Here is a 24841-nt window from a genome sequence, read left to right on the forward strand (position 1 = left end):
CAGATGAGCGGCAATGCGTATGTTGGCCGGTTTGCCCCCAGCCCGACGGGTCCGTTGCACCGCGGATCGGTCATCGCGGCGCTGGCCAGCTACCTCGATGCTCGGTCGGCCGGCGGGACCTGGCGGCTGCGCATCGACGATGTCGACAGCGGCCGTGCCCGCGCCGATGCGGCAGCGGACATACGCCGGGCGCTTGAGGCCCTGGGCCTCCACTGGGACGGCCCGGTCCAGTACCAGGACCCGCATCGTGATCAGTATGAGCATGCACTGGAGCGGCTGCGCGAAAAGCGCCGGGCCTACCCCTGTGCGTGTACACGCCGCGAAATCGCCGCCGTCGCCTCGATGGGCCCGGCCGGAATGATCTATCCGGGCATCTGCCGGGAAGGGCTGCCAGCCGGGCGCGGCGCGCGGAGCTGGCGGTTCGCCATGCCAGCAGGGACGCTCTCCTTCCGTGATCGTCATGCCGGCAGCCAGTCATTGGAAGCGGCCACGGGCATCGGTGATTTCATCATCCGCCGTGGCGATGGACTGCATGCGTATCACCTCGCCATGGTGGTGGATGACGCCGCTCTGGGTGTCACCGATGTGGTCCGCGGCGGCGACCTGCTGCCGGCAACCTTCCCTCAGCTCGCCCTCCAGCAATCGCTGGACCTTCCGACACCCCGTTATCTGCATCTGCCAATCGCCGTTGACCCCGGCGGCCGCAAGCTCAGCAAGACCAATGGCGCGCCGCCGGTGGATCTGACACACCCTGGCGCCACGCTGATCGATGCACTGACCTTTCTTGGCCAGTCCCCGGCGGCGGAGATCGCCGGGGCCCCGCCGCGGGAAGTCCTCGAATGGGCGGTGACAGCATGGCGTCCGGCGCATATCCCCCGATCTTCCGAGGTGCGGGTATAACGATCGGCCAATAAGCCGTGATACTGTTGGTAACAGGTTGGGAGGAGAGCAATGCCCAAACCGAGTGCGACCAACGAATCGGTCAGCCTTTTCCTGCTGGGTGTGGGTCTGGTGCTGTTCGTCTCGCCACTGACGATCTGGTGGCTGGACCGGACACCATCCTGGTACCTGCCATTCGTGGCCTGGTTCGGGTTCATTCTGATCATCGCCCTGAGCATCGGCCGGCGGAGACGACATGACCTTTAGTCTCGGCGGCCTGTTCGTCGCGGCCATCGCCTACCTGTCGCTGCTGTTCCTCATCGCGCATGCCAGCGAGCGTGGCTGGATACCGGAGGCGGTGATCCGCCATCCGGCGGTCTACGTCCTCTCGCTGGGCGTCTACGCCACCACCTGGAGTTACTATGGCAGCGTCGGTTTCGCGGCCAACGCCGGGATCACCTACGCCACGATCTATATTGGCGTAACGCTCGCTTTCGCACTGACACCCGTGCTGCTGATGCCACTTCTGCGGCTCACCCGGCGTCACCAGCTCACGTCGATCGCCGACCTGTTCGCCTTCCGTTTTGACAGTCGCGCCGCCGGCATTCTGGTGACGTTGATGCTGCTCACCGGCAGCCTCCCCTATCTGGCCCTGCAGATCCGGGCCGTATCGGAATCCACCCAGGTGCTGAGCGGGGAGTCTCCGCCCCACCTGGTCGCCGTGGTTTTCTGTGTCATGGTCACCGGATTCGCCACCATCTTCGGCGCACGCCATGTCACGCCCCGCGAGAAACACAGTGGCCTGGTCGCGGCGATTGCTTTCGAGTCGCTGGTCAAGCTGGCGGCGCTCCTGCTGGTGGCCTGGCTGGCCGTTGAGCTGGCCTTCGGCGGACCCGCCGGTCTCGGGGACTGGCTGGTGGACAACCCGGATCGACTGGAGGCCTTCCAGGCAGGGGCCGCCAGCCCGGAGTGGACGGGTCTGATATTCCTGGCCTTCGCCGCCGCCTTTCTCCTCCCCCGGCAGTTTCACATGCTGTTCACCGAAAACCTCCAGGACCAGGGTTTGAGAACCGCGAGCTGGGGATTTCCGCTCTTCCTTCTGCTGCTCGCCATGGCGATTCCGCCGCTGATGTGGGCCGGGCAGGCCATGGGGCTGTCGACACCGGCCGACTACACCGTACTCGGCGTCGCCGGGGAGAGCGGATCGGCGGCCGTCGTGCTTTTCACCTACCTCGGGGGCATCTCCGCGGCGAGCGCCATGATCATCGTGTCGACATTGGCGCTGTCCTCGATGTGCCTGAATCATCTGGTGCTGCCGGTGATGCGGATCACCGGCCGGCAGGATCTCTACCGGACACTGCGCTGGACACGGCGCGCCCTGATCGCGGCGGTGATCGCCGCTGGTTACTTCTTCTATCTGAGTCTCGAGCGAACCGAGGGTCTCGTCTCCTGGGGCCTGATCTCGTTTCTGGCCATGGCTCAGCTCATTCCGGGTGTCCTGGCCGTCCTCTACTGGCCCGGCGCGACGCGACAGGGATTCGTCAGCGGCCTGGTGGCAGGCGGCACCATCTGGGGAGTAGCGGCCCTGTTGCCAGCCCTCAGTACCATGGGGCCCATCCGCATCATCGGTCTGGACCTGAGTGTTGCCCAGTCACCGGCCCATTTCGGCGCCCTCGCCTTCTGGTCCGTCGCCACCAATGCGCTCGTGTTCACCGCCGTCTCGCTGCTCACCCGTCAGGCGCCGCGGGAGAGCGAAGCGGCTTCCGCCTGCCGTGAGGTGAGCACGCGCATCCCCGCTGGCTCGGTCATCGCCGAATCCCCGGCGCAGATGGTCGATCAGCTGGCGCCGGTGACCGGTCTGCCGGCCGCACGCGCCGAGATCGCCAAAGGACTGGAGGACCTCGATCTGGCCTGGACGGAAAACCGCCCCGACCGGCTGCAGCAGCTGCGCGAACAGGTCAGGCGCAACCTCTCCGGCATGATGGGGCCGGTGCTGGCACGCGATATCGTGGACGAATGCCTGCGCCTTGACGCCGACAGCCGCAGCGCGGTTGCCCAGAACGTGCGCATGATCGAAGAGCGCCTCGAGCGGGCGCGGGGCGGATTTCAGGGTATCGCCGCCGAGCTGGACGCCCTGCGCCGTTATCACCGTCAGATCCTCGAGGACCTGCCACTCGGCGTCGTCGCCGTCACGCCGGCGGGCCGGATCGCTCGCTGGAACCCGGCCATGGATCAGATGACGGGGATCAGCGCCGGCCGCGCGCTGGGGCGCAGCATGATCGAGCTGCCCGAACCCTGGGGTGAGCTGCTGAGCGGTTTCATCGGCGAGGATGAGAGCCATGCCTACAAGCGCCCCGTGGTGCTTGCCGGCGGCACGCGCTGGATGAGCCTGCACAAGGCCATGATCGGCGCGCCCGGAGGGACACCCAATGGCGACCGGTTATTGCTCCTGGAGGATGTCACGGATGTGCAACGCCTGGAGAACGAACTGGCACATAGTGAACGACTCGCGTCCATCGGCCGCCTGGCGGCCGGCGTGGCCCATGAGATCGGCAATCCGATCACCGGTATCGCCTGTCTTGCCCAGGAACTGCGCGAGGACCGGGCGGACGACCATGCCCGGCAGATACTCGAGCAGACGGAGAGGATCAGTCATATCGTCCAGACGCTGGTGGACTATGCCCATGCCGGACGGGGTGAGGCGTCGACCCGACCAGAGCCCACGGCCCTGCAACCGGTGGTCGAGGAGGCCGAGCGCCTGGTCCGGCTCAACCCCCGCTCCAGGGGCATTGTCTTCATCCCCCGGTTACCCGGGGACGCGGCGGTCATGGCCGATCACCAGCGCCTGGTCCAGGTACTGGTCAACGTCTACAGCAATGCGGTGGACGCCTGCGATCCCGGTGGCGAGATCACCACGGTGGCGAGGCTCCAGCGCGACGGCGTGAGCCTGCGGATACTGGATACGGGGCACGGCATACCCTCCGGTATCCGTGACAAGGTGATGGAGCCCTTCTTCACCACCAAGACCCCCGGGCATGGCACCGGCCTCGGCCTGGCGCTTGCCCAGAACATCATCAGCAACTACGGCGGCAGTCTGCGAATCCAGCCGCGGCGCGGCCGAAGCGGCGGCACGGAGGTCATGATCCGCCTGCCCCGCGCCCAGATCACCGACAGGGAGGTAGAGCCGGTTCATGGCTGAAGTACTCATCATCGAGGACGAGACCATCATCCGCGATGCCATCCAGCGTCATCTGTCGCGCCATGGAATGGGCGTGAGCACCGCCGAGTCCCTGGAGGAGGCACTGGACCAGGGGCCACTCGCCAACCACGATCTCATTCTCGCGGATATTCGGCTGCCGGGGCGCAGCGGCATGGAGGTCATCGATGAGGCCGGGCCGGTCCCGGTGATCATCATGACCAGCTACGCCAGCATCCGCTCGGCCGTGGACGCCATGCGCCGGGGTGCCGTCGACTACATCGCGAAGCCGTTCGACAACGAGGAGCTCCGGCTGACGGTCGATCGCGCCCTGCGGGAACATGCGCTGCAGCGCCAGAATGCCGCCCTGCGCGCCCGGGTGGATGCCGACTATCCAGTCAACGGCATCGTGGGTCGCAGCCCGGCGATGGCACAGGTATTTGAGCGGGTCGACCGGGTCGCGCCCACGGACACCACCGTTCTTATCCTTGGTGAATCGGGCACCGGCAAGGAGCTGGTGGCTCGGGCACTGCACGAGCAGAGCAATCGCCGGGACGGCCCGCTCATTGCCGTGAATTGTGCCGCCATTCCGGAATCGTTGATCGAGGCTGAGCTCTTCGGCCATGAAAAGGGCGCGTTCACGGGCGCTGACGCCACCCGGGAGGGCCTCGTGGAGTCGGCGAGCGGTGGCACGCTGTTTCTCGATGAAATCGCCGAACTCCCTGCTGCCGCTCAGGCACGGTTGCTGCGCGTGCTCCAGGAGTCGGAAATCCGGCGTGTCGGGGCATCGCACTCGCGGCAGGTCGACATCCGCCTGGTGGCGGCGACCCACCGTGATCTGCAGACCCTCGTCGGCCAGGGCCACTTCCGTGAAGATCTCTACTTCCGGATCAATGTCATGGAGATTCAACTGCCGGCATTGCGTGAACGCGGCGAGGATGTACCGGAATTGGCCCGATTCCTGCTTGAAAAGGCCTGCCGTCGATTGAACCGGCCGGCGATGACCTTCAGTGAGGAAGGATTGAGGCAGATCATGAATCATGACTGGCCAGGCAACGTCCGCGAGCTTGAGAATGTCATTGAGCGCGCGGTGATACTGGCCGACGGTGCGACAGTGACGACGGATGACCTGGCATTGCCGGGCCGCACGGCACCGACCGACAACCATGGGCTGAACCTCTCGCTGGAGGACTACTTCCGCGAATTCGTGCGCACCCATGAGGGAGAGCTCACCGAAACGGAACTCGCCCGACGGCTGGGTATCAGCCGCAAGGCGCTCTGGGAAAAACGCCAGCGGCTTGGAATCCAGCGTCGACGCCAAGCAGGATAGGGGTGGCGCCCCGATACAGGACGTTACAATCGGTAACCTAGGAGGAGAAAACGGCATGGCCGCAGAAAAACAGTATCCGGTACCCCCGGAGACCGCCGAGCACGCACTGCTCACCCGCGAGGAATATGACCGGATGTACCGGCAGTCGCTGGATGATCCGGACACGTTCTGGAGTGAACAGGCAGAGCAGTTCATCACGTGGTTCCGGAAATGGGACCGAGTCAGCAACAACGACCTCACCAAGGGCCAGATTCGCTGGTTCGAGGGCGGCAAGCTGAATGTGAGCTACAACTGCCTGGATCGCCATCTCGAGACCCACGGCGATCGCAACGCGATCATCTGGGAAGGCGACGAGCCCGGCAATACGCGGCATATCACTTATCGCGAACTCCATGAGGAAGTCTGCCGACTGGCCAATGTCCTGAAGGACCGTGGTGTCGCAAAGGGCGACCGGGTCTCCATCTACATGCCGATGATCCCCGAAGCGGTGGTCGCCATGCTGGCCTGCACCCGAATCGGTGCCGTTCACTCCATCGTCTTCGGTGGTTTCTCGCCCCATGCACTCCGAGACCGCATCGAGGATGCCGACTGCCGGACGGTGATCACCGCCGACCAGGGCCTGCGCAGCGGCAAGCCGGTGCCATTGAAGGAGAACGTGGAGAAGGCCATTGACGGGCTCGACAGCGTCCATACCGTTGTCACGGTCCGACACACCGGCAACGAGGTGACCTGGAATCCGGATCGTGACATCTGGTACCAGGAGTCTCTCGCGGAGGCCTCGCCGACCTGCGAACCGGAGGAGATGGACGCGGAGGATCCGCTGTTCATCCTCTACACCTCCGGCTCGACGGGCAAGCCCAAGGGCGTGCTGCATACCACCGGCGGCTATCTCCTGCAGGCGTCGATGACGTTCAAATACGTCTTCGACTACCACGATGGCGAGGTCTACTGGTGTACCGCCGACGTCGGCTGGGTGACGGGTCACAGTTACATCGTCTACGGGCCACTCTCGAATGCGGCGACGAGTCTGGTGTTCGAGGGCGTGCCCACCTATCCGGACGCCGGCCGCTTCTGGCAGGTCATCGACGACCACAAGGTCAACATCTTCTATACCGCTCCGACGGCCATCCGCTCGCTCATGGGCCAGGGCGAGGAGCTGGTGAAGAAGTACTCCCGGAAAAGCCTTCGCATCCTCGGCACCGTGGGCGAGCCCATCAATCCGGAGGCGTGGGAGTGGTACTACCGCGTCGTGGGTGACGAACGCTGCCGGATCGTGGACACCTGGTGGCAGACGGAAACCGGCGCCATCATGATCTCGGCCCTGCCGGGCGCCATCGACCTGAAACCGGGTTCGGCCACTCTGCCCTTCTTCGGCGTCGAGCCCGAGCTGGTCGACAACGAGGGCAACATCCTTGATGGGGCGACCGACGGCAACCTGTGCATCGCCCGGGCCTGGCCCAGCATGATGCGGACCATCTACGGTGATCATGAACGCTTCATGAATACCTACCTCACCACCTATGCCGGCAAGTACTTCACCGGGGACGGTGCGCGACGCGATGAGGATGGCTATTACTGGATCACCGGCCGCGTCGACGATGTGCTCAACGTCTCGGGACACCGCATGGGCACCGCGGAGATCGAGAGCGCACTGGTGCTGCATGATGCCGTTGCCGAGGCCGCGGTGGTGGGTTATCCGCATGATCTCAAGGGTCAGGGCATCTATTGCTACGTCACGCTGGTCAAGGGCGTGGAGCCGAATGAGGGCCTGCACAAGGAGCTCACTGATCTCGTACGCAAGGAGATCGGCCCGATCGCCAAACCGGACGTCATCCAGTGGGCACCGGGTCTACCCAAGACCCGCTCCGGCAAGATCATGCGCCGGATCCTGCGTAAGGTGGCGACCAACGAGCTCGACAGCCTGGGGGATACCAGCACGCTGGCGGATCCGACCGTGGTGGATGAGCTCATCACCAACCGCGCCAACCAGTAGCGAAGGGGACGACGGCGGCCAGCCAGCCGCCGTCGTTACCGTCCGCCACACCTCGACGTTACGATCGGTAACGAGACGCTCTCCTGGTCCCGCCGTGGGCCCTGGTGAGCCGCAGATAACGGGGATCTTGGGGAAAGCGCGGGATTGCACGATTCTTGCAAGAATAGTAGTCAGACGGACCGGGATTCGTCGTATAACAAGGCGGCAGGTCAATCAGACACTGCCTCCGAAGTGACATCTGCAGGAGGAGCTAAAGCATGGCTTCAAGTAAGGAAGAGGCGGCAATCGCCTACTGGAAGGAGAACGTCAGACTGTTGATCACGCTGCTGATCATCTGGTTTGTCGTCTCCTATGGGCTGGGCATCATTCTCGCCCCGGCACTCAACAGCATCGTGATCGCTGGTTACCCCCTCGGGTTCTGGTTCGCCCAGCAGGGCGCCATTTATGCGTTCATCGTCCTGATTTTCGTCTACGTGTTCAAAATGAATGCGCTGGATCGGAAATACGACGTGCACGAAGAATAACGAAGGGGAATTCGACATGGATCTGGCACTCACTACCTATCTGATCGTCGGCGCCACCTTCGTGCTCTACATCGGGATCGCGATCTGGGCCAAGGCCGGCAGCACCGGCGAATTCTATGTCGCGGGCAAGGGGGTCAACCCAATTGCCAACGGCATGGCCACGGCGGCGGACTGGATGTCCGCGGCTTCCTTCATCTCCATGGCCGGCCTCATCGCCTTCCTGGGCTATGACGCGTCGGTCTACCTGATGGGCTGGACCGGCGGCTACGTGCTCCTGGCCCTGCTCCTGGCGCCTTATCTGCGCAAGTTCGGGAAGTTCACGGTCCCCGAGTTCATCGGTGACCGCTTTTACTCCAAGACCGCCCGCGTCATCGCCGTCATCGCCCTGATCGTCGCCTCGATCACCTACGTGATCGGGCAGATGAAGGGCATCGGCGTCGCGTTCTCGCGGTTCCTGGAGACGAGCTACGAGGTCGGGCTTTTCATCGGCATGGCGATCGTCTTCTTCTATGCCGTCATCGGCGGCATGAAGGGCATCACCTACACGCAGATCGCCCAGTACTGCGTCATGATCTTCGCCTATACCATTCCGGCGGTGTTCATCTCGCTGGCCATCACCGGCAATCCGCTGCCCCAGCTCGGATTGGGCGGTACCGTCTCGGATGGCACGTACCTGCTGAACAAGCTGGACAACATTCTGGTGGATCTCGGCTTTTCCCAGTACACGGCGATGAAGGGAAGCATGCTCAACATGTTCTTCCTGACCATGTCGCTGATGATCGGCACGGCCGGCCTGCCTCACGTCATCGTGCGTTTCTTCACGGTGCCGAGGGTGCGGGATGCCCGCCTTTCCGCTGGATGGACGCTGATCTTCATTGCCATCCTCTACACGACGGCCCCGGCGGTCGGCGCCATGTCCTTCTACAACCTGATCAATACGGTCCAGCCGGGTCCGATCGGGTCGGAAGACGGCAACCTCCTCTATGAGGACGTGCCGGGCTGGTTCTCGCGCTGGCAGGAGACCGGACTCCTCCAGTGGGAGGACAAGAACGATGACGGCCGTATCCAGTACTACGACTCGAATAACCCGGCCTTTGCGCCGACGGCTGCCGAGTACGGCTGGGAAGGCAACGAGCTGACCGTCGACCGCGACATCATGGTCATGGCCAACCCGGAGATCGCGCAGTTGCCCAACTGGGTGATCGCGCTGACGGTGGCCGGCGGCCTGGCAGCGGCGCTGTCAACGGCGGCGGGCCTGCTCATGGCAATCTCCTCGTCGATATCCCATGACTTGATCAAGGGTGTCATCAACCCGGGGATCAGCGAGAAGAGCGAGTTGTTAGCCGCGCGAATAGCCATGGGTTCAGCGGTGCTGGTGGCTGGCTATCTGGGCCTGAATCCACCAGGATTTGCGGCCCAGGTGGTGGCTCTGGCATTCGGTCTGGCCGCCTCTTCACTATTCCCGGTCCTCATGCTCGGCATCTTCAACCGGCGCATGAACAGTGCCGGCGCCATCGCGGGCATGCTCTCGGGCCTCACCTTCACCCTGATCTATGTGTTCACCTACAAGGGATGGTTCTTCATCCCGGGCACGAACACGCTGCCGGACACGCCGGAGCACTGGTTCATGGGTATTGGGCCGCAGGCCATTGGCGCCATCGGCGCGTTGATCAACGTGGTTGTGGCCACCCTGGTATCCCGTGCGACGGCACCGCCGCCGAAGGATATCCAGGAGCTGGTGGAGAGCATCCGCGTGCCACGCGCGAGCTGAGACTGACGGTGCGGTGCGTCGATGGAATGACGCACCGAGCCGCTGAACTCGAAAGCCCCGGTCACCGTCAGGTGCCGGGGCTTTTTAATGGCGCGGTGGGGTCACTCGCTGGGACGCAGGGCCCGCCCTAGAGCTGAAAGCGCAGCTCGAGCTTTTTCTGCAGTCGACGGGCCTCGCGGAACGCCTCCTTGAGGATCCGGCGATCCATCGGGTTGAGCTCATCGGGGTCGAGCCGGTTGCCCATGGCCTCGCCTGCGGCTGCCTGGCGCTGATGCTCCCGCATGCGCAGCAGCTGCACAAAGGCGAACGAGCGCTCGAATGCCCCGGCATCCTCGGCGCTGAGGACTTCGGCCTCCACCAGACCGCGAAAGCGTGCCGGCGTGTTGGATTCCACGATGCCGGCCTGCAGCGCCATGACCCGGGCAGCATCGACGAATGGCGTCAGTCCCCGCACCTTGAGATCGAGCCGGTTGACACCGTCATCGTCCTTGTCCGTGACGAAGTCACGAAAGACACCAAGGGGCGGTTTGATGGCCAGGCAGTTGCCCGCCAGGGTATGCAGAAAGACGCTGTTGCCGGCTGCGATTTCAACCACACGCTGATGGAGCGCCTCACCGGCGGCAAGATCACCCCAGATGGGTCGAAAATCGAAATAAATGGTGGAGTTGAGCAGGTTCTCCGGCGTGGCGCTGCCGACCATGCCGCGGAAGGTGTCCTCCCACTCGGCCAGACTCAGGCAGAGATTGGGGTTGCTGGCCATGACATTGCCGGTGCATAGCGTGAACCCGCAGGCATCCAGCACCTCATTGATACGCCAGGCCAGGGGCAGCAGGCGCTCCCGGACTGTCTCCGGCGGCTCGGCACCCGGATCGAACAGGATGCCGTTATCCTGATCCGTCACCCGCGTCTGCTCGCTACGCCCCTCGCTGCCAAAAGCGATCCAGGTGAATGGCACGCCAGGATCCCCCCGCTCCTCCAGCACCAGTTCAATGGCACGGGTGACCGTTCGGTCATTGAGCAGGGTGATGATCCGCGTGATCTGCTCCACGCCGGCGCCATGGGCCATCATGCTGTCAATCAGCGCACCCACCTGCCCCCTGGCATGAACGAGGGCGTCAACGCTCTCGGCACCGGTGATGGAGCGGGTGAGATGAACGAGATTGATGCGCTGGAGCGCGAAGATGTCCCGCTCGGAAATCACGCCGGCAAGCCGCCCCGCATGATCAGTGATGATCATGTGGCGGATCCGGTGCCGGGCCATCTCGACGATCGCCTCGAAGGCGTAGGTGTCGGTATCGAGGGTCAGCGGATCACCGGTCATGACCGTACTGAGCGGCTCGTCCAGGCCGCTGCCGCCAGCGACGACGGCACGCAGGTCGTGGAGCGTGAAGATTCCGCGGGGCCGATGATCGTCATCGGTGACCAGCACACTGCCCACCTTGCGCTCATGCATCGCCTCCACCGCGCCGCGCACCGAGGTATCCGGCGCGCAGGTGAGCGGATCACCCTTCATGAGATCACCAAGCGGCGTATCAAGGGTGGAATCCCCTCCGAGATTGCCGGCGGCATGCTGCTGGATATCCTGCTGGACCTGGTCGAGCAGGCTGCTCACGCCCCGCAGGCAGTAGTCCCGGAAAACGGAACTCTCGCTGATGAGATGCTCGAACGCCGGACGCGGCAGCCTGAGACAGCGCACATCGGTGCCGGCCCGATACACGGTCCGCGTGGCCCGCTGCCCGATCATGGCCGCCATCGGAAAGTTTTCGCCGGTCTCGAGCTGAAATCGCTCGACGCCCGATTCACCACCACCGGGCCGCTCCGCATCCACCCGTCCGCCAACGATCACATAGAAGTGCGGCGCCCGGCCCGCGGCCGGATCGAGGATCACGGTTCCGGCCGTGTAGTCGCGGAGTTCGCAGTGCTCGAGGAAGTATCGCTGAAGCCCATTGGGAAGCCGGTCGAACGGGGCATTATCCTTGAGGAACTCCCGGGCCACAGCCGTGGCGTTGGTGCCGGCATTGGCGCCAACCATGCGCGTCTCCTGGAAAAATCAGCCTTATCGGCAGACAGAATACCTCGACAAACCCCGGCCTTAATAGCCTATACTGCAGAGGAAACGAGGAGGAGGAGGCAGCATCAGTGATGCTGGATCGCCATGTATAAGAACATTCTGCTCGTGGATCACGAGTCCAACCTCGCCACCGCCCTTCAGTTCCTGCTCGGTCATGCCGGATTCAATGTGACGCTTGCCGGCACTTACGCCGAGGCGGAGGCCGCGGTCGAGACAATGCGCCCGGACCTGGCCCTGATCGACGCCAACCTGCCCGACCGCAGTGGCTACGATCTCTGTCAGGCGCTGCTGGCCCGACCCGGGCTACAGCATCTTCCCGTTCTCATGCTGACCACCCGCAGCCTCGAGGTGGAACGTGAGAAGGCATTATCACTGGGCGCCACCGACTTCGTCGTCAAACCATTCGACCCCGCGGGAATGCTTGTCCGGGTGCAGGAGCTGCTCCGAGAGGCTGCCTGAGGGTGCGGGCGTTCCGGCTCCCCCGACTGCGCAAACGCCTCTGGCTCACCATTGGCGCCTTGGCGGCGGCGGAGCTGATCGCCATCATCCTGCTGGTTCCGCTGCATCCCCTGCTGGCGGCCGCCGCCGGTGCATCTGGCACGCTCGCCGCCGGGTTCGTCATCGACCGACGCATCGGCCGCCCGCTCGTGGCGACCGAACGCGGTGCCGGTATCATCGCGACCACCAACCCCGGACATCGTCTCGAGGTGAGGGGCCGTCACTGGCTGGGTCGGCTGCCCGAGACCGTGGAGCAACTCGGCGGTGCGGTGGCCCGCAGCCGGCGTGAGCTCGAAGAGGCGGCCGCCGCCTGGACCACTCGTATCGAGGCCAGGAAGGCCCGACTCGAGACGATCCTGCGCGAGATCCGCGAGGGGGTCCTCGTCTGTGGGCCGGACGGCCGCATCAACCTGTATAACCGGACGGCGCGGGAACTGCTGAGCGCCGAACCGGCTCTTGGCCTCGGCCGCAATATCAATGAGGTGCTCAACGAGGGCCCGCTGCGCCATACCCTGCGTCTGCTGGAACCGCGGGAGGGCGGGACCGATGCGCCGGCCGACGCCGAGCTGGTCTGTGCCACGGCCAGCGGTGAGCGCCTGCTTCGCTGCCGGGTCGCGCGACTCGCCACCGACGACCCGGACACCGCCGGCTTCGTGATGACGCTGCAGGATGTCTCACGTCAGACACGCTCCGCCCTTCGCCGGGAGCAGCGCCTGCGCGAGGCCGTGGAGGCCCTGCGCAACCCGCTGACGAGCCTCAATACCGCCAGCGAGACTCTACGCCTCGCCCAGGAGGCTGGCCTGACGGAGGACGCGACCCGCTTCAGCGGCATGATCAGCGAGGAGACGCATCGCCTCACCGAGGGCTTCAAGGCACTGTCCACTGAGACGATGTCAGTGGTGACCGACAACTGGCGGCTGGAGGATGTCCATCTCGGCAGCCTGGTCGACGGTATCAAGCAGACCGGAGATAGTGCTGCCCTGCCCCGGATCCAGTGTCGTGCCGATGTCTGGGTGTCTGCGGAGCCCTATCTGCTGAGTCAGGTTGTCGAGGCGCTGCTGGCGCGCCTGGTCACCGAGCTCGATGTCTCCGCCGTGGCCCTCTCCGGCCGTGAGGAGGGGAGCCTCGTGTATCTGGAGATGAACTGGTCGGGAGACGTCATTGCACCGGACCAGCTGGATGAATGGCTGGACGCCGGACTCGAGGATGTTGGCGGGACTGTCACGCTGCGCGAGGTCCTGCAGCGGCACGATACGACGGCCTGGAGCCAGCCCGATCTGTCACGCACCGGCCGGGCCCTCTTGCGTCTGCCCCTGCCGGGTGCGCCGGAGAAGGTGAGGACCACCGAGATCGTGCCTGCACGCCCGGAATTCTATGACTTCGCCGTCGAGGACTCAGAGCCTGTCAGGCCGCTTGGCGCAGAGGCCGAGGCGAGTCTCGCAAGCCTCGATTATGTCGTGTTCGACTGCGAGACGACCGGGCTGGCCCCCAGTCAGGGCGACGAGATCGTTTCCATCGGTGCGGTACGAATCCACCGGGGCCGGGTCATGCACGGCGAAACCTTTGAACTGCTGGCCAATCCGGGCCGACCCATTCCGGCGCTCGCGACGAGCATTCATGGCATCAGCGATGAAGATATCGCCGACGCACCGCCCGTCGAGGAGGTCGTCCGGCGATTCCATGCCTATGCCGGCGATGCAGTGCTGGTCGGCTTCAATATCGCGTTCGACATGCGCTTCCTGCGGCTCAAGCAGCGCCGCTGCGGTGTGCGGTTCGATAATCCCACGCTCGACGCCCTGTTGCTTTCCATCCTCCTGCACGACCACACGGGAGAGCACACCATGGAGAGCGTCGCCGACCGGCTCGGTGTCGGCGTCGGCGGCCGCCATACCGCCCTTGGAGATTCGCTGACCACGGCGGAGATATTCACCCGACTCATCGAGCTGCTGCCCGGCGAATCGATCACCACACTCAGCGAGGCCATTGCCGCGCAGGAGCGGATGGTGGAATTCCGACGCCAGCAGCGCGCGTTCTGAGCCGCCTGAAATGAAAAAGCCCCGGGCATCCGCCGCGGGGCTTTCATCCGGGCCGAGCGGATCGGCCCCGCATCCCATTGATCGGCCTAGCCCTCGACGCCCTCTTCCTCCAGCGCCTTGATGCTGAGCCGGATGCGCCCCTGGCGATCCACCTCGAGCACCTTGACCCGCACCATCTGTCCTTCCTTCAGCTCGTCGGAGACGCTCTCGACCCGGCGGTTGGAGATCTGCGAGATGTGCACGAGGCCGTCACGGCCCGGCAGGATATTCACGAAAGCGCCAAAGTCCATCAGCTTGATGACCTTGCCCTCGTATACCTGTCCGACCTCGACATCCGCGGTAAGCAGCTCGATGCGGCGTCGCGCCTCTTCACCGGCCGCCTTGTCCACGGAACCGATGGTGACCGTGCCGTCATCGGTGATGTCGATGGTCGTGCCGGTCTCCTCGGTCAGCTGACGGATCGTCGCGCCACCCTTGCCGATGACATCGCGGATCTTCTCCGGATCGATACGCAGTGTGATGAGCCTCGGGGCGTAGGCGGACATCTCCTCGCGATGCTCGGCGATGACATCGTTCATGCGCCCGAGGATATGCAGCCGGCCATCGCGCGCCTGCTCCAGCGCCCGCTCCATGATCTCGCGGGTGATGCCGTTGATCTTGATGTCCATCTGCAGCGCGGTCACACCGTTGTCGGTGCCGGCGACCTTGAAGTCCATGTCGCCGAGATGATCCTCGTCACCGAGGATGTCAGTCAGCACGGCGAATTCATCGCCTTCCTTGATCAGGCCCATGGCGATGCCAGCGACGGGTGCCTTGATGGGCACACCGGCGTCCATCAGCGAGAGACTGGTACCACAGACCGAGGCCATGGAGCTCGAGCCGTTCGACTCGGTGATCTCGGAGACCACGCGAACCACGTATGGACAGTCCTCGGGGGACGGCATGACCGCCTGGATGCCCCGCTTGGCCAGCTTGCCATGCCCGATTTCACGGCGCTTGGGGGTCCCCATGAAACCCGTCTCGCCCACACAATAAGGCGGGAAGTTGTAATGCAGCATGAAGGGCTCGCGACGCTCGCCTTCAATGGCATCGATGATCTGCGCGTCACGCCCGGTGCCCAGGGTGGTCACGACAATCGCCTGCGTCTCACCGCGGGTGAAGATCGCCGAACCATGCGTACGCGGGAGGGTGCCCACCTCGATGTCGATGGGGCGGACCGTCTTCTGGTCACGACCATCGATCCGGGGCTCTCCACCCAGAATGCGGCCACGCACGATGCGCTTCTCGAGCGTCTTGAAGGCCTCGCCGACAGCATCGGCGCTCCAGCCCTCGGCCGTCTCGTCATCGCCGACCAGTTCCGCACTGACCCGCTCACGAACCGCGCCGATGGCCTCCTGGCGTGCCTGCTTGTCGGCGATCCCGTAGGCCTCGGTGAGTGACTGTTCAGCGAGTTCGCCGACCCGTGCGGCCAGCGATTCGTCGGTGGGCGCCGGCGTCCATTCCCAGCGGGGCTTGCCGGCCTCGGCCGCCAGCTCGTTGATGGCGGCGATCGCGGACTGCATCTGCTCATGGCCGTAGAGAACGGCGTCCAGCATGGTCTGCTCGGACAGGCGGTCCGCCTCGGACTCGACCATCAGCACCGCCTGTTCGGTGCCGGCGACCACCAGATCAAGCTCGGATTCCTCGAGCTGACTGAAGGTGGGGTTGAGGATGAACCCGCCGTCACGATAGCCGACGCGGGCGGCACCGATGGGGCCCTCGAAGGGGATGCCGCTGATCGCCAGTGCCGCGGACGTCCCCAGCATGGCGGGAATATCCGCATCCACGTCAGGGTTCATGGAGATGACCGTCGCGATCACCTGGACCTCGTTGGAGAATCCAGCGGGAAAGAGCGGCCGGATCGGCCGGTCGATGAGCCGCGAGACGAGCGTCTCCTTCTCGGATGGCCGCCCCTCGCGCTTGAAAAACCCACCGGGGATCTTGCCAGCCGCGTAGGTACGCTCCTGGTAGTTGACCGTGAGCGGCAGGAAGCTGCGCCCGGGCACCTCCTCACGCTTGCCAACCACGGTGACCAGCACGACGGTGTCGGCCATGTTGACGAGCACGGCACCGGTGGCCTGGCGGGCGATCTTGCCCGTTTCGAGCGTTACGGTCTGTTCACCGAACTGGAAGGACTTCTTGACGGCGGTTGGAGTCACTGCAAATACACCCCTGGTCGGTTTCTGTTCGCCTTACTTGCGCAGGCCGAGTCGTTCGATGACGGACTGGTAACGCTCAAGGCTCTTGCGATGCAGGTAGTCCAGCAGCTGCCGGCGCTGATTGACCAGCTTCAGAAGACCGCGGCGGGAATGGTGGTCCTGCTTGTGGGTGGCGAAATGTTCGGTGAGGTGCTGGATGCGGGCGGTCAGAAGGGCGATCTGAACCTCCGGGGACCCCGTATCCCCGTCGGAGCGTCCGTAATCACGGACGATCTCCTGCTTCTGCTGAGCGCTGAGTGACATCAATGACTCCTGGTTAACTCGCTGATTTAACAGAATGGGGCATTCTAGCCCCCGCTGCTTCGCTGAACAAGCAATCGCCTCGGCGCCACGCTGCCGCCGTCGTCTGCCCGACCGATACCGAGGAACGCCCCGAACTCGCTGTATACCCGTAGGGGACCCGCGCCCCGGGCCTCCGCGGGGAGCGCCGTCGCGGGTGCGGCGGCCTGCCCCTGGCAGAATGCCGGCGCCTGCCCGGACGCCAGCGTCACCGCCGGATGGCCGGTGAGTGCCTGATCCGGGGGCAACAGACACGCGTCCAGCGCCTCCGGCCCACCCGATGCACACTCCTCAAGATCCTCCAGTCTCCACATGACCGGATCTCGGAAGGGGCCGAGGGCCGTCCGCCGCAGCGATTCCACATGGGCCCCGCAACCCAGCCGCTCGCCTAAATCGGCGACCAGGCTGCGGATGTAGGTGCCCTTGGTACAGTCCACGCGGAGTTCCAGTCGATCCGGCGCGGTCATTCGGCCGGAGAGACCGTGGATGGTCACCCGGCGCGGTTCCCGGTCAACGACAACGCCTTCGCGGGCGAGCTCATGCAATCGGCGGCCCTGATGCTTGAGCGCGGAGAACATCGGCGGAACCTGCTCGATTTCGCCCCGGAAGCATGCCAGAACAGACTCCAGTTCGGGGTCATCCAGATCAGGGACGCGCCGCGCCTCGACGACGGTGCCGTCCGCATCCGCGCTGTCCGTGGTCACCCCCAGACGCGCGGTCGTCAGGTACTGCTTATCCGCATCCAGCAGCCAGCCGCTGACCTTGGTCGCTTCGCCGAAGCACAGCACCAGCAGCCCGGTGGCCAGCGGATCGAGGCTCCCGGTATGTCCGGCCTTGCGGGCATCCAGACAGCGACTCACCCGACGCAGGGCCCGGTTGGAGGTCATGCCCGAGGGCTTATCAAGAAGGAGGATGCCGTCTACGTAGCGGCCACTCTTGCGCGCCATGTCGTCCAGTCAGTCAGCATCCTGCCCGGATGTCCCGTCTTCGGGGCGCACCTCGTCGATCAGTCGATTGAGCCGGGCACCGCGGTCGAAGACCGGATCGTAGTGGAATCGCAGGGCCGGCACTGTCCTGAGCGAGAGCCGGCGGGCGAGTTGGCGGCGGAGGAAACCGGCCGCGCCATTCAGCGCCTTCACCATTTCCATGGACGCCGCTTCCTCCATACCCAGCCCCGTCACGAAGACCTCGGCATGGGCGAAGTCACGACTCGCCCGCACTTCGGAGACGGTCACCGAGCCGACCCTCGGGTCGCGGATCTCGTCACGGATCAGCTCGGCCAGCTCCTGCTGGATCTGATCCCCGACCCGGCGGGCGCGCGAGAAATCCCTCGGCATCGCCTACAGTGACCGCTCGATGGTCACACGCTCGTAGCACTCGATCTGGTCGCCTACTCGAACGTCGTTGTAGTTGCGCACGCCGATACCACACTCCGTACCCGACTGAACCTCGTTGACGTCGTCCTTGAATCGACGCAAAGACTCCAGATCGCCCTCGAACACGACCACGTTGTCACGCAGCACACGGATCGGGTTACGCCGCCGGACCACGCCATCCACCACCAGGCAGCCGGCGATCTGGCCCAGCTGCGAGGACCGGAAGACATCGCGCACCTCTGCGGTGCCGATGATCTGCTCCTGCGTCTCGGGCTCCAGCATACCGCTGATGGCGCTCCGGAGCTGGTCGATCGCATCATAGATGATGCTGTAGTAATGCAGCTCGACCTCGTTTTCCTGGGCAAGCCGCCGTGCCTTGGCGTCGGCACGCACGTTGAATCCGATCAACAGGGCCTCCGATGCGAGCGCCAGATTGACATCGGACTCATTGATCGCGCCAACACCGGTGGCGACCGGGGTAATCCGGACCTCCTCGTTGGAGAGGTTGGTGAGGGACTGGGTCAGCGCTTCCACCGAGCCCTGGACGTCACCCTTGATGACCAGATTGACCGTCTTCACCTCCTGGTCCTGCATCTGAGAGAAGAGCTCGTCCATCCGCGCCGCCTTCTGCGCCTGGAGTCGCTTGTCGCGACTCTTCTCGCGGCGGTGGTCGGCCAGTTCACGGGCCTTGCGCTCATCCTCGACCACCAGCACCTCGTCACCGGCCTCGGGCAGCCCGGACAGGCCCAGCACCACGACAGGCGTCGACGGCCCGGCGGATTTCACCCGCTCGCCACGCTCGTCGAGGAGTGCCCGGACACGCCCGTATTCCGTGCCGGAGATGATCATATCGCCCTGCTGAAGGACACCGTTCTGCACGAGAATGGTCGCGACCGGTCCACGGCCGCGGTCGAGACTCGACTCGACGACGATGCCTGAGGCCGGACACTCGCGGACCGCCTTCAGCTCCAGGAGCTCTGCCTGCAGCGCCACCGCTTCCAGGAGTTCTTCCACGCCCTGGCCGGTCAGTGCCGAGCAGGAGATGAACTGGGTATCCCCGCCCCATTCCTCAGGAATCACCTCGCGGGCGGCAAGCTCGTTCTTGACCCGGTCCGGATCGGCATCCTCGCGGTCGATCTTGTTCACGGCCACCACGATGGGCACCCCGGCGGCACGCGCATGCTTCACCGCCTCTTCGGTCTGCGGCATGACGCCATCATCGGCAGCCACCACAAGGATCACGACATCGGTGACCTGCGCGCCACGCGCCCGCATCGCGGTGAAGGCCTCATGGCCGGGCGTATCAAGGAACGTCAGATCGCCCCGGTCCGTATTCACACGGTAAGCACCAATGTGCTGCGTGATGCCGCCCGCCTCACCGGAAGCCACCTTCGCGCGGCGGATGAAATCCAGCAGTGTGGTCTTGCCGTGGTCGACATGGCCCATGATGGTCACCACGGGGGAACGCGACACTTCCTCGCCCACTGGCTCTGCGGCCTGACCGAGCACCGCCTCCTCGAGATCGTCCTCGCGCACGATGTGCGGGCGATGGCCCATCTCCTCGACAAGCAGCACGGCGGTGTCCTGATCGATGGCCTGGTTGATGGTGGCCATCACGCCCTGCTTCATCATCTCCTTGATGAGGTCCGCCGCCTTCACGCTCATGCGCTGCGCGAGCTCGCCAACCGTGATGGTTTCCGGCACCTGCACATCGCGCACCACCGGCGCCGTCGGCTTCTCGAACTCCTGCTGCAGAGCGGAGCTGGCGGCGCCGGCGGCGCCCCGGCGGCGCCCCTGACGACCACCGGCCTCGGCCTTCTTGCGTGCCTTGCCCTTGCCACGCGCGGCCTTGCGGGCGGCGCGCTCCTCGGCCTCACGCTCGCGCTTGGCCTCGGCCTCAAGGCGCTTGCGCTCTTTTTCGTCCTCGATTTCCTTCTTGCGTGCCGCCTCGGATTCGGCCTTCTGCTGTTCGGCCTCGATGTCGGCGACTGTCTGCTCCGCTTCGGCCTCCGGCTCTTCCGGTGCTGACGCTTCGGCAGCGGATTCCGCACGCGACGCCCCGGCCTCGGCGGCCGCCGCAGCCTCTGCCTCCCGGGCGGCCGCTTCCGCGGCTTCCTGGCGCTGACGCTCGGTCTCCGCCTCAGCCTCCTGGCGACGGCTTTCCTCGGCAGCCTTCAGATCCCGCTGCAATGCCCGCTCAAGCACCTGGGCATCCTGCTCCGCAGCCTCTGCTTCCACCACGCTGCGCTTGACGTAGGTGCGCTTCTTGCGGACCTCGACATTGACCGTCCGGCCCGTCGCGGCCCGACTGCCCCGCGCACTCCGGCGCTCGGCGCCACCGCCCGAGGGCATGCGCAACTGGCTGTGACTGCGCCGCTTGAGCGTGATCTGCGATGGTCCTTCCTCGTCGGCCTCTTCCTTGCGACCGTGGGTCGACCGGATATGGTCGAGCAGAGCCGTCTTGTCCGACTCGGCAAACTCCGCATCCGGATCCTCGCAGGACAGCCCCGCCTCTCGCAGCTGAATCATCAGCCGGTCCAGGGGCACTCCGGTCTGCTCCGCAAAATCTCTGACCGTGCTCTGCGCCATATTCAATATCCTCCGTCCCGGTTCGTCCGGGCTTAGTCCTGGCCCTCGCCCTCCTCGGCGAACCAGGGCTCTCGAGCCTTCATGATCAGCGCGCCCGCGCGCTCTGCATCAAGACCCTCGATTTCAACCAGATCATCCACCGACTGCTCCGCGAGATCCTCCATGGTGCGGATACCCTGGGCAGCCAGATTCGCGGCGAGGCTCTCGTCCATGCCCTCCATGGCGAGCAGATCCTCGGCAGGCGCCTCCGCGGCGGCCGCTTCGGCCTCGCGCTCGGCCAGCACGTCCCGCGCACGCTGACGCAGGGCGTTGACAAGATCCTCGTCGAATCCCTCAATCTCCAGCAGCTCGACCACCGGCACATAGGCCACTTCCTCGAGGCTGGAAAACCCCTCCTCGACCAGCAGCCCGGCCAGGTCCTCGTCGACGTCGAGCTCGCGGACGAACATGTCAACCAGCTCGGCCGCCTCGGCCTCGCTCTTCGCCTCCGCCTCGGCGGCGGTCATGACGTTGAGCTCCCAGCCGGTCAGCTCGCTTGCCAGGCGCACATTCTGGCCGCCCCGGCCGATGGCCTGCGAGAGCTGCTCTTCACCCACTGCGATGTCCATGCTGTGCCGATCCTCATCGACCACGATGGATTCCACCTCGGCCGGGGCCATGGCGTTAATCACGAATTGGGCCGGATTCTCGTTCCAGAGAATGATGTCGATGCGCTCCCCGGAGAGCTCGTTGGAGACCGCCTGAACCCTTGAGCCACGCATGCCGACACAGGCCCCCACCGGGTCGATGCGACTATCCAGTGCATTGACCGCGATCTTCGCACGCAGGCCCGGGTCACGGGCCGCGCCCAGGATCTCCAGCAGATCCTGCCCCACTTCCGGCACCTCGAGCTTGAACAGCTCCACCAGGAATTCCGGGGCGGAGCGGCTGGAAAACAGCTGCGGCCCACGGGATTCCTCGCGCACCTCGCGCAGCCAGGCCCGAAGGCGGTCCCCGGGGCGGACGGCCTCCCGCGGAATCATGTCCTCGCGCGGTATGAATGCCTCGGCGTTCCCGCCAAGATCAAGGAACACATTGCCGCGCTCGACGCGCTTGACGATCCCGGTAATGAGCTCTCCGACGCGATCCCGATAGGCCTCCACCACCTGGGCGCGTTCGGCATCACGGACCTTCTGGACGATGACCTGCTTGGCGGTCTGCGCCGCGATGCGGCCGAAATCCACCGATTCCATCGGCTCTTCGATGAACCCCCCGACCTCGGTCGTCGGATCCGTCTCACGGGCCTGACTGATCGGGATCTGCTGGTCTGGAAACTCCAGCTCATCCTCGTCTTCGACCACTTCCCAGCGCCGGAAGGTTTCGTAGTCGCCGGTGCGGCGATCCACCGCAACACGCGCGGCGATCTCGCCTTCATGCCGCTTCTGCGTCGCCGACGCCAGAGCCGCTTCGATCGCCTCGAAGATCACCTCCTGTTCGACACCCTTCTCGTTGGCGATGGCGTCTACTACCAGCAGAATTTCCTTGCTCATCTTCTACCGTTCTCCGATTGCAATTCGCTGGCGCTCAAGGCTCCAGCTCGACGTGCGCGCGATCAATGTCCGCCAGCGACACCAGGGTCCGCTCACCCGACTCGTCCACCACCACGCTGTCACCCTTCAGGCCAACCAGCCGGCCATGGAATCTGCGCCGCCCGTCCACCATCGTGCGCAGGCGGATGCGGACCCACTCGCCGGCGAAACGCTCGTAATCCGAGGTCTTGAAGATGGGACGATCCAAGCCGGGCGAGGAAACTTCCAGGAGATAGTCGCCGGCAATCGGGTCTTCCACATCAAGCACACCGCTGACCTGGTGACTGACGCGGGCGCAGTCGTCGACATCAATTCCGTCGGGGCGATCGATGAACACGCGCAGTACGCCCTGTTGCCGCCCCGGGTGGTATTCCACTCCGACGAACTCGTATCCGAGGCCTTCGACAACGGGCTCCAGCAGATTCGTGACGCGTTCAGGCGCTTTCATGTCTTTCGTGTCCGGCCCTGCCCGGAACAAAAAATGGGCCCATGGCCCATTTCCATCGCCAGCTGCCGCCGAGCGGCACCAGCAAAAAAAAAGGCCGCAAGCGGCCTTCTCGAAGATGCCTGTTTGGTAGCGGGGGCAGGATTTGAACCTGCGACCTTCGGGTTATGAGCCCGACGAGCTACCGGACTGCTCCACCCCGCAACCGACACCGCATAGGATAGGGATCGGACCCGCGTATTTCAAGGGCTTTATCGACGCTGACGCTTCAACAGCCGTCGGCGCAGGTCATGACGGTAAATGAAACCGGGCAGGGCAAAAGTGGCGAAGAGCGACAGCGCAATGACCCAGAACTCCCAGCCCTGGATCTGTAGCTGCCCCTGGGTGCGGTATTCCATACCGGCACCGACGAGCCCCACGACGAAAAAGAGCACCAGCCATTCCAGAAGCCGCACCCACTCCGGCTTGCCGCGGGCCGGCGCCGGCCAGACGAAGGCAATCCGCTCGCTCGTCCAGGGCAGATTGGCCGCCAGCACGGCGATCAGCAGGAGGACAATAATCGCGACCCCGGTGGTCATCGTCGGCTCATAGCCCGAAGGCGGCCCGGCAGATCGCGATCAGCGTATCGGGGAAGAGCCCCAGCAACAGCACGAGTCCACCATTGGCCGCCACCACCACCCGTGGCCCCATTGGCGCCTCAAGCGGCGCGGGTGACTCCACCCGGTCAAAGTAGACCGCCTTGAGGACGCGGAGATAGTAGAACGCGCCGATGACGGCGAAGATCACCGCGATCACCGCGAGCCAGACCATGCCCGCATCCACGAGCGCCTGCAGCACCAGCCACTTGGCATAGAAGCCGACAGTGCCGGGGATGCCGGTCATGGAGAACATCAGGAGCAGCATGACCAGCGCGTAGCCGCTGTGCCGGTCGTTCAGCCCGCGCATATCGTCGATCATCTCAGCCTCGAAACCCTTTCGGGAGAGCAGGATGATCATTCCGAATCCACCAGCGGCCATGATGCCGTAGCTGATCGCGTAGAACAGCGCCGCGGCGTATCCCTCGTCGGTGCCCGCGATCAGGCCGAGGAACAGAAAGCCGATATGCGAGATGGTGGAGTAGGCCAGCATCCGCTTGAAGTTGGTCTGCACCAGCGCGAAGAGATTGCCCACAGCCAGCGAACCCACCGCGAGAATGATCGCCATCACCTGCCACTGATCATGCAGCTGTCCCAGGCCGTCGGCCAGTAGCCGCAGGAACAGGGCAAGCGCCGCAATCTTCGGCGCGCTGCCCAGAAAGGCGGTCACCGCGGTAGGTGCTCCCTGATAGACGTCCGGAATCCACATATGGAACGGGGCGGCGCCGAACTTGAAGGCGATGCCGACCAGCGCAAAGGTCATCCCGAACGCCATGAGCAGCAGGTTATCGCCGGCGGCCGCTCTGGCCGCGATGTCATCGATCAGCAGGCTGCCGGAGGCGCCATAGATCATGGACATCCCATAGAGGAGCATGCCGGAGGACAGCGCGCCGAGAACGAAGTACTTCATCGCCGCTTCGGCACCGATCCGACTGTCGCGATCGAAGGCGACCATCGCGTAGAGACTCAGCGACAGCAGCTCGAGGCCCACGTAGAGCACGAGCAGGCTGCTCGCGGACGCCATGACGAACATCCCCAGCGTGGCGATCAGGGTAAGCATGTAGAACTCGCCCTTGAGCAGCTCGCGCTGGCGCAGGTAGTCCCGGCTGTAACCGAGCGTCACGGCGGCCAGACCGGCGATCGCCACTTTCAGGACGGCCGCCAGGCTGTCACTGACGTACATGCCGTTGAAGGTAATCTCGCGGTCGCCGCCCCAATGCGTTGATATCGCCAGCCAGATCGCCACCAGAAGCGTGACCTGGGTCAGGAAGAAGGCGATCCGGCCCTCCTGGCTGCGATCGAAAAGATCCGCAATGAGCACGACACAGACCATGACCCCGAGCCAGATTTCGGGGGCGGCGAGTGCGAATTGGGGCATCTCGAAATTCATCAT

19 protein-coding genes and 1 tRNA gene are annotated in these 24841 nt (G+C 64.7%); 9 read left to right on the plus strand and 11 right to left on the minus strand.

The genetic code is table 11. The features are described from left to right. Positions 1-3: 3 nt before the first annotated feature. The 7 genes from gluQRS (at position 4) to V6X63_RS01950 (ending at position 9693) form a co-directional block, all read left to right on the plus strand. Complete coding sequence (gene gluQRS / locus V6X63_RS01920) at positions 4-900, plus strand: tRNA glutamyl-Q(34) synthetase GluQRS (RefSeq protein ID WP_367966913.1); 897 nt, start codon at positions 4-6, stop codon at positions 898-900. A gap of 51 nt (positions 901-951) precedes the next feature. Continuing rightward, positions 952-1146 (plus strand): hypothetical protein, encoded by a 195-nt coding sequence (locus V6X63_RS01925; RefSeq protein ID WP_367977989.1) that lies wholly within the window; start codon positions 952-954, stop codon positions 1144-1146. Beyond that, complete coding sequence (locus tag V6X63_RS01930) at positions 1136-4078, plus strand: ATP-binding protein (protein WP_367977990.1); 2943 nt, start codon at positions 1136-1138, stop codon at positions 4076-4078. Before V6X63_RS01925 ends, V6X63_RS01930 begins: the two co-directional genes overlap by 11 nt. Then, positions 4071-5405 (plus strand): sigma-54-dependent transcriptional regulator, encoded by a 1335-nt coding sequence (locus V6X63_RS01935; protein ID WP_367966916.1) that lies wholly within the window; start codon positions 4071-4073, stop codon positions 5403-5405. Before V6X63_RS01930 ends, V6X63_RS01935 begins: the two co-directional genes overlap by 8 nt. A 55-nt stretch (positions 5406-5460) precedes the next feature. Then, on the plus strand, positions 5461-7398 hold the full coding sequence (acs, locus tag V6X63_RS01940; RefSeq protein WP_367966917.1) for an acetate--CoA ligase: 1938 nt from the start codon (positions 5461-5463) through the stop codon (positions 7396-7398). 257 nt (positions 7399-7655) lie between these two features. Then, complete coding sequence (locus V6X63_RS01945) at positions 7656-7922, plus strand: DUF4212 domain-containing protein (protein ID WP_367966918.1); 267 nt, start codon at positions 7656-7658, stop codon at positions 7920-7922. Positions 7923-7938: 16 nt separating this feature from the next. After that, positions 7939-9693: a sodium:solute symporter family protein gene (locus V6X63_RS01950; RefSeq protein WP_367966919.1), complete on the plus strand. Its 1755-nt coding sequence runs from the start codon at positions 7939-7941 to the stop codon at positions 9691-9693. Between the two features lie 127 nt (positions 9694-9820). Here V6X63_RS01950 and V6X63_RS01955 read toward each other — a convergent pair whose 3' ends face one another. Continuing rightward, a complete protein-coding gene (locus V6X63_RS01955; protein ID WP_367966920.1) occupies positions 9821-11725 on the minus strand; it encodes a putative nucleotidyltransferase substrate binding domain-containing protein in 1905 nt (634 codons plus the stop codon). A gap of 123 nt (positions 11726-11848) precedes the next feature. On the opposite strand from V6X63_RS01955, the gene V6X63_RS01960 reads away from it, so the two are divergent. Both V6X63_RS01960 and V6X63_RS01965 read left to right on the plus strand, forming a co-directional pair. Further along, positions 11849-12223, plus strand: a complete 375-nt coding sequence (locus tag V6X63_RS01960) for a response regulator transcription factor (protein ID WP_367966921.1) — start codon at positions 11849-11851, stop codon at positions 12221-12223. 2 nt (positions 12224-12225) lie between these two features. Then, positions 12226-14298, plus strand: a complete 2073-nt coding sequence (locus V6X63_RS01965) for a 3'-5' exonuclease (RefSeq protein WP_367966922.1) — start codon at positions 12226-12228, stop codon at positions 14296-14298. Between the two features lie 86 nt (positions 14299-14384). On the opposite strand, the gene pnp is transcribed toward V6X63_RS01965, so the two are convergent. The 10 genes from pnp to nuoN form a co-directional block, all read right to left on the minus strand. Then, positions 14385-16496: a polyribonucleotide nucleotidyltransferase gene (gene pnp, locus V6X63_RS01970; protein ID WP_367966923.1), complete on the minus strand. Its 2112-nt coding sequence runs from the start codon at positions 16494-16496 to the stop codon at positions 14385-14387. 33 nt (positions 16497-16529) lie between these two features. Beyond that, on the minus strand, positions 16530-16799 hold the full coding sequence (rpsO, locus tag V6X63_RS01975; protein WP_367966924.1) for a 30S ribosomal protein S15: 270 nt from the start codon (positions 16797-16799) through the stop codon (positions 16530-16532). 44 nt (positions 16800-16843) lie between these two features. Next, positions 16844-17782, minus strand: coding sequence for a tRNA pseudouridine(55) synthase TruB (gene truB, locus V6X63_RS01980; protein ID WP_367966925.1), 939 nt, complete (start codon positions 17780-17782; stop codon positions 16844-16846). A 9-nt stretch (positions 17783-17791) separates the two neighbouring features. Next, complete coding sequence (gene rbfA / locus V6X63_RS01985; RefSeq protein WP_367966926.1) at positions 17792-18172, minus strand: 30S ribosome-binding factor RbfA; 381 nt, start codon at positions 18170-18172, stop codon at positions 17792-17794. Between the two features lie 3 nt (positions 18173-18175). Beyond that, the gene (gene infB, locus V6X63_RS01990) at positions 18176-20800 is read right to left on the minus strand and encodes a translation initiation factor IF-2 (protein ID WP_367977991.1); all 2625 of its coding nucleotides are present in this window, start codon (positions 20798-20800) and stop codon (positions 18176-18178) included. A gap of 32 nt (positions 20801-20832) precedes the next feature. Beyond that, entirely contained in the window at positions 20833-22329 is a 1497-nt protein-coding gene (gene nusA / locus V6X63_RS01995) for a transcription termination factor NusA (protein ID WP_367977992.1), read from the minus strand. 34 nt (positions 22330-22363) lie between these two features. Next, entirely contained in the window at positions 22364-22816 is a 453-nt protein-coding gene (gene rimP, locus V6X63_RS02000; RefSeq protein ID WP_367966929.1) for a ribosome maturation factor RimP, read from the minus strand. Positions 22817-22940: 124 nt separating this feature from the next. Then, a tRNA-Met gene (locus V6X63_RS02005) sits at positions 22941-23017 on the minus strand. Between the two features lie 47 nt (positions 23018-23064). After that, the gene (locus tag V6X63_RS02010) at positions 23065-23391 is read right to left on the minus strand and encodes a DUF2818 family protein (protein ID WP_367966930.1); all 327 of its coding nucleotides are present in this window, start codon (positions 23389-23391) and stop codon (positions 23065-23067) included. Between the two features lie 7 nt (positions 23392-23398). Further along, complete coding sequence (gene nuoN / locus V6X63_RS02015) at positions 23399-24838, minus strand: NADH-quinone oxidoreductase subunit NuoN (protein ID WP_367967841.1); 1440 nt, start codon at positions 24836-24838, stop codon at positions 23399-23401. Positions 24839-24841 lie beyond the last annotated feature (3 nt).

The sequence above is a fragment of the Spiribacter onubensis genome, from assembly GCF_040838425.1.
Lineage (GTDB): Bacteria > Pseudomonadota > Gammaproteobacteria > Nitrococcales > Nitrococcaceae > Spiribacter > Spiribacter onubensis.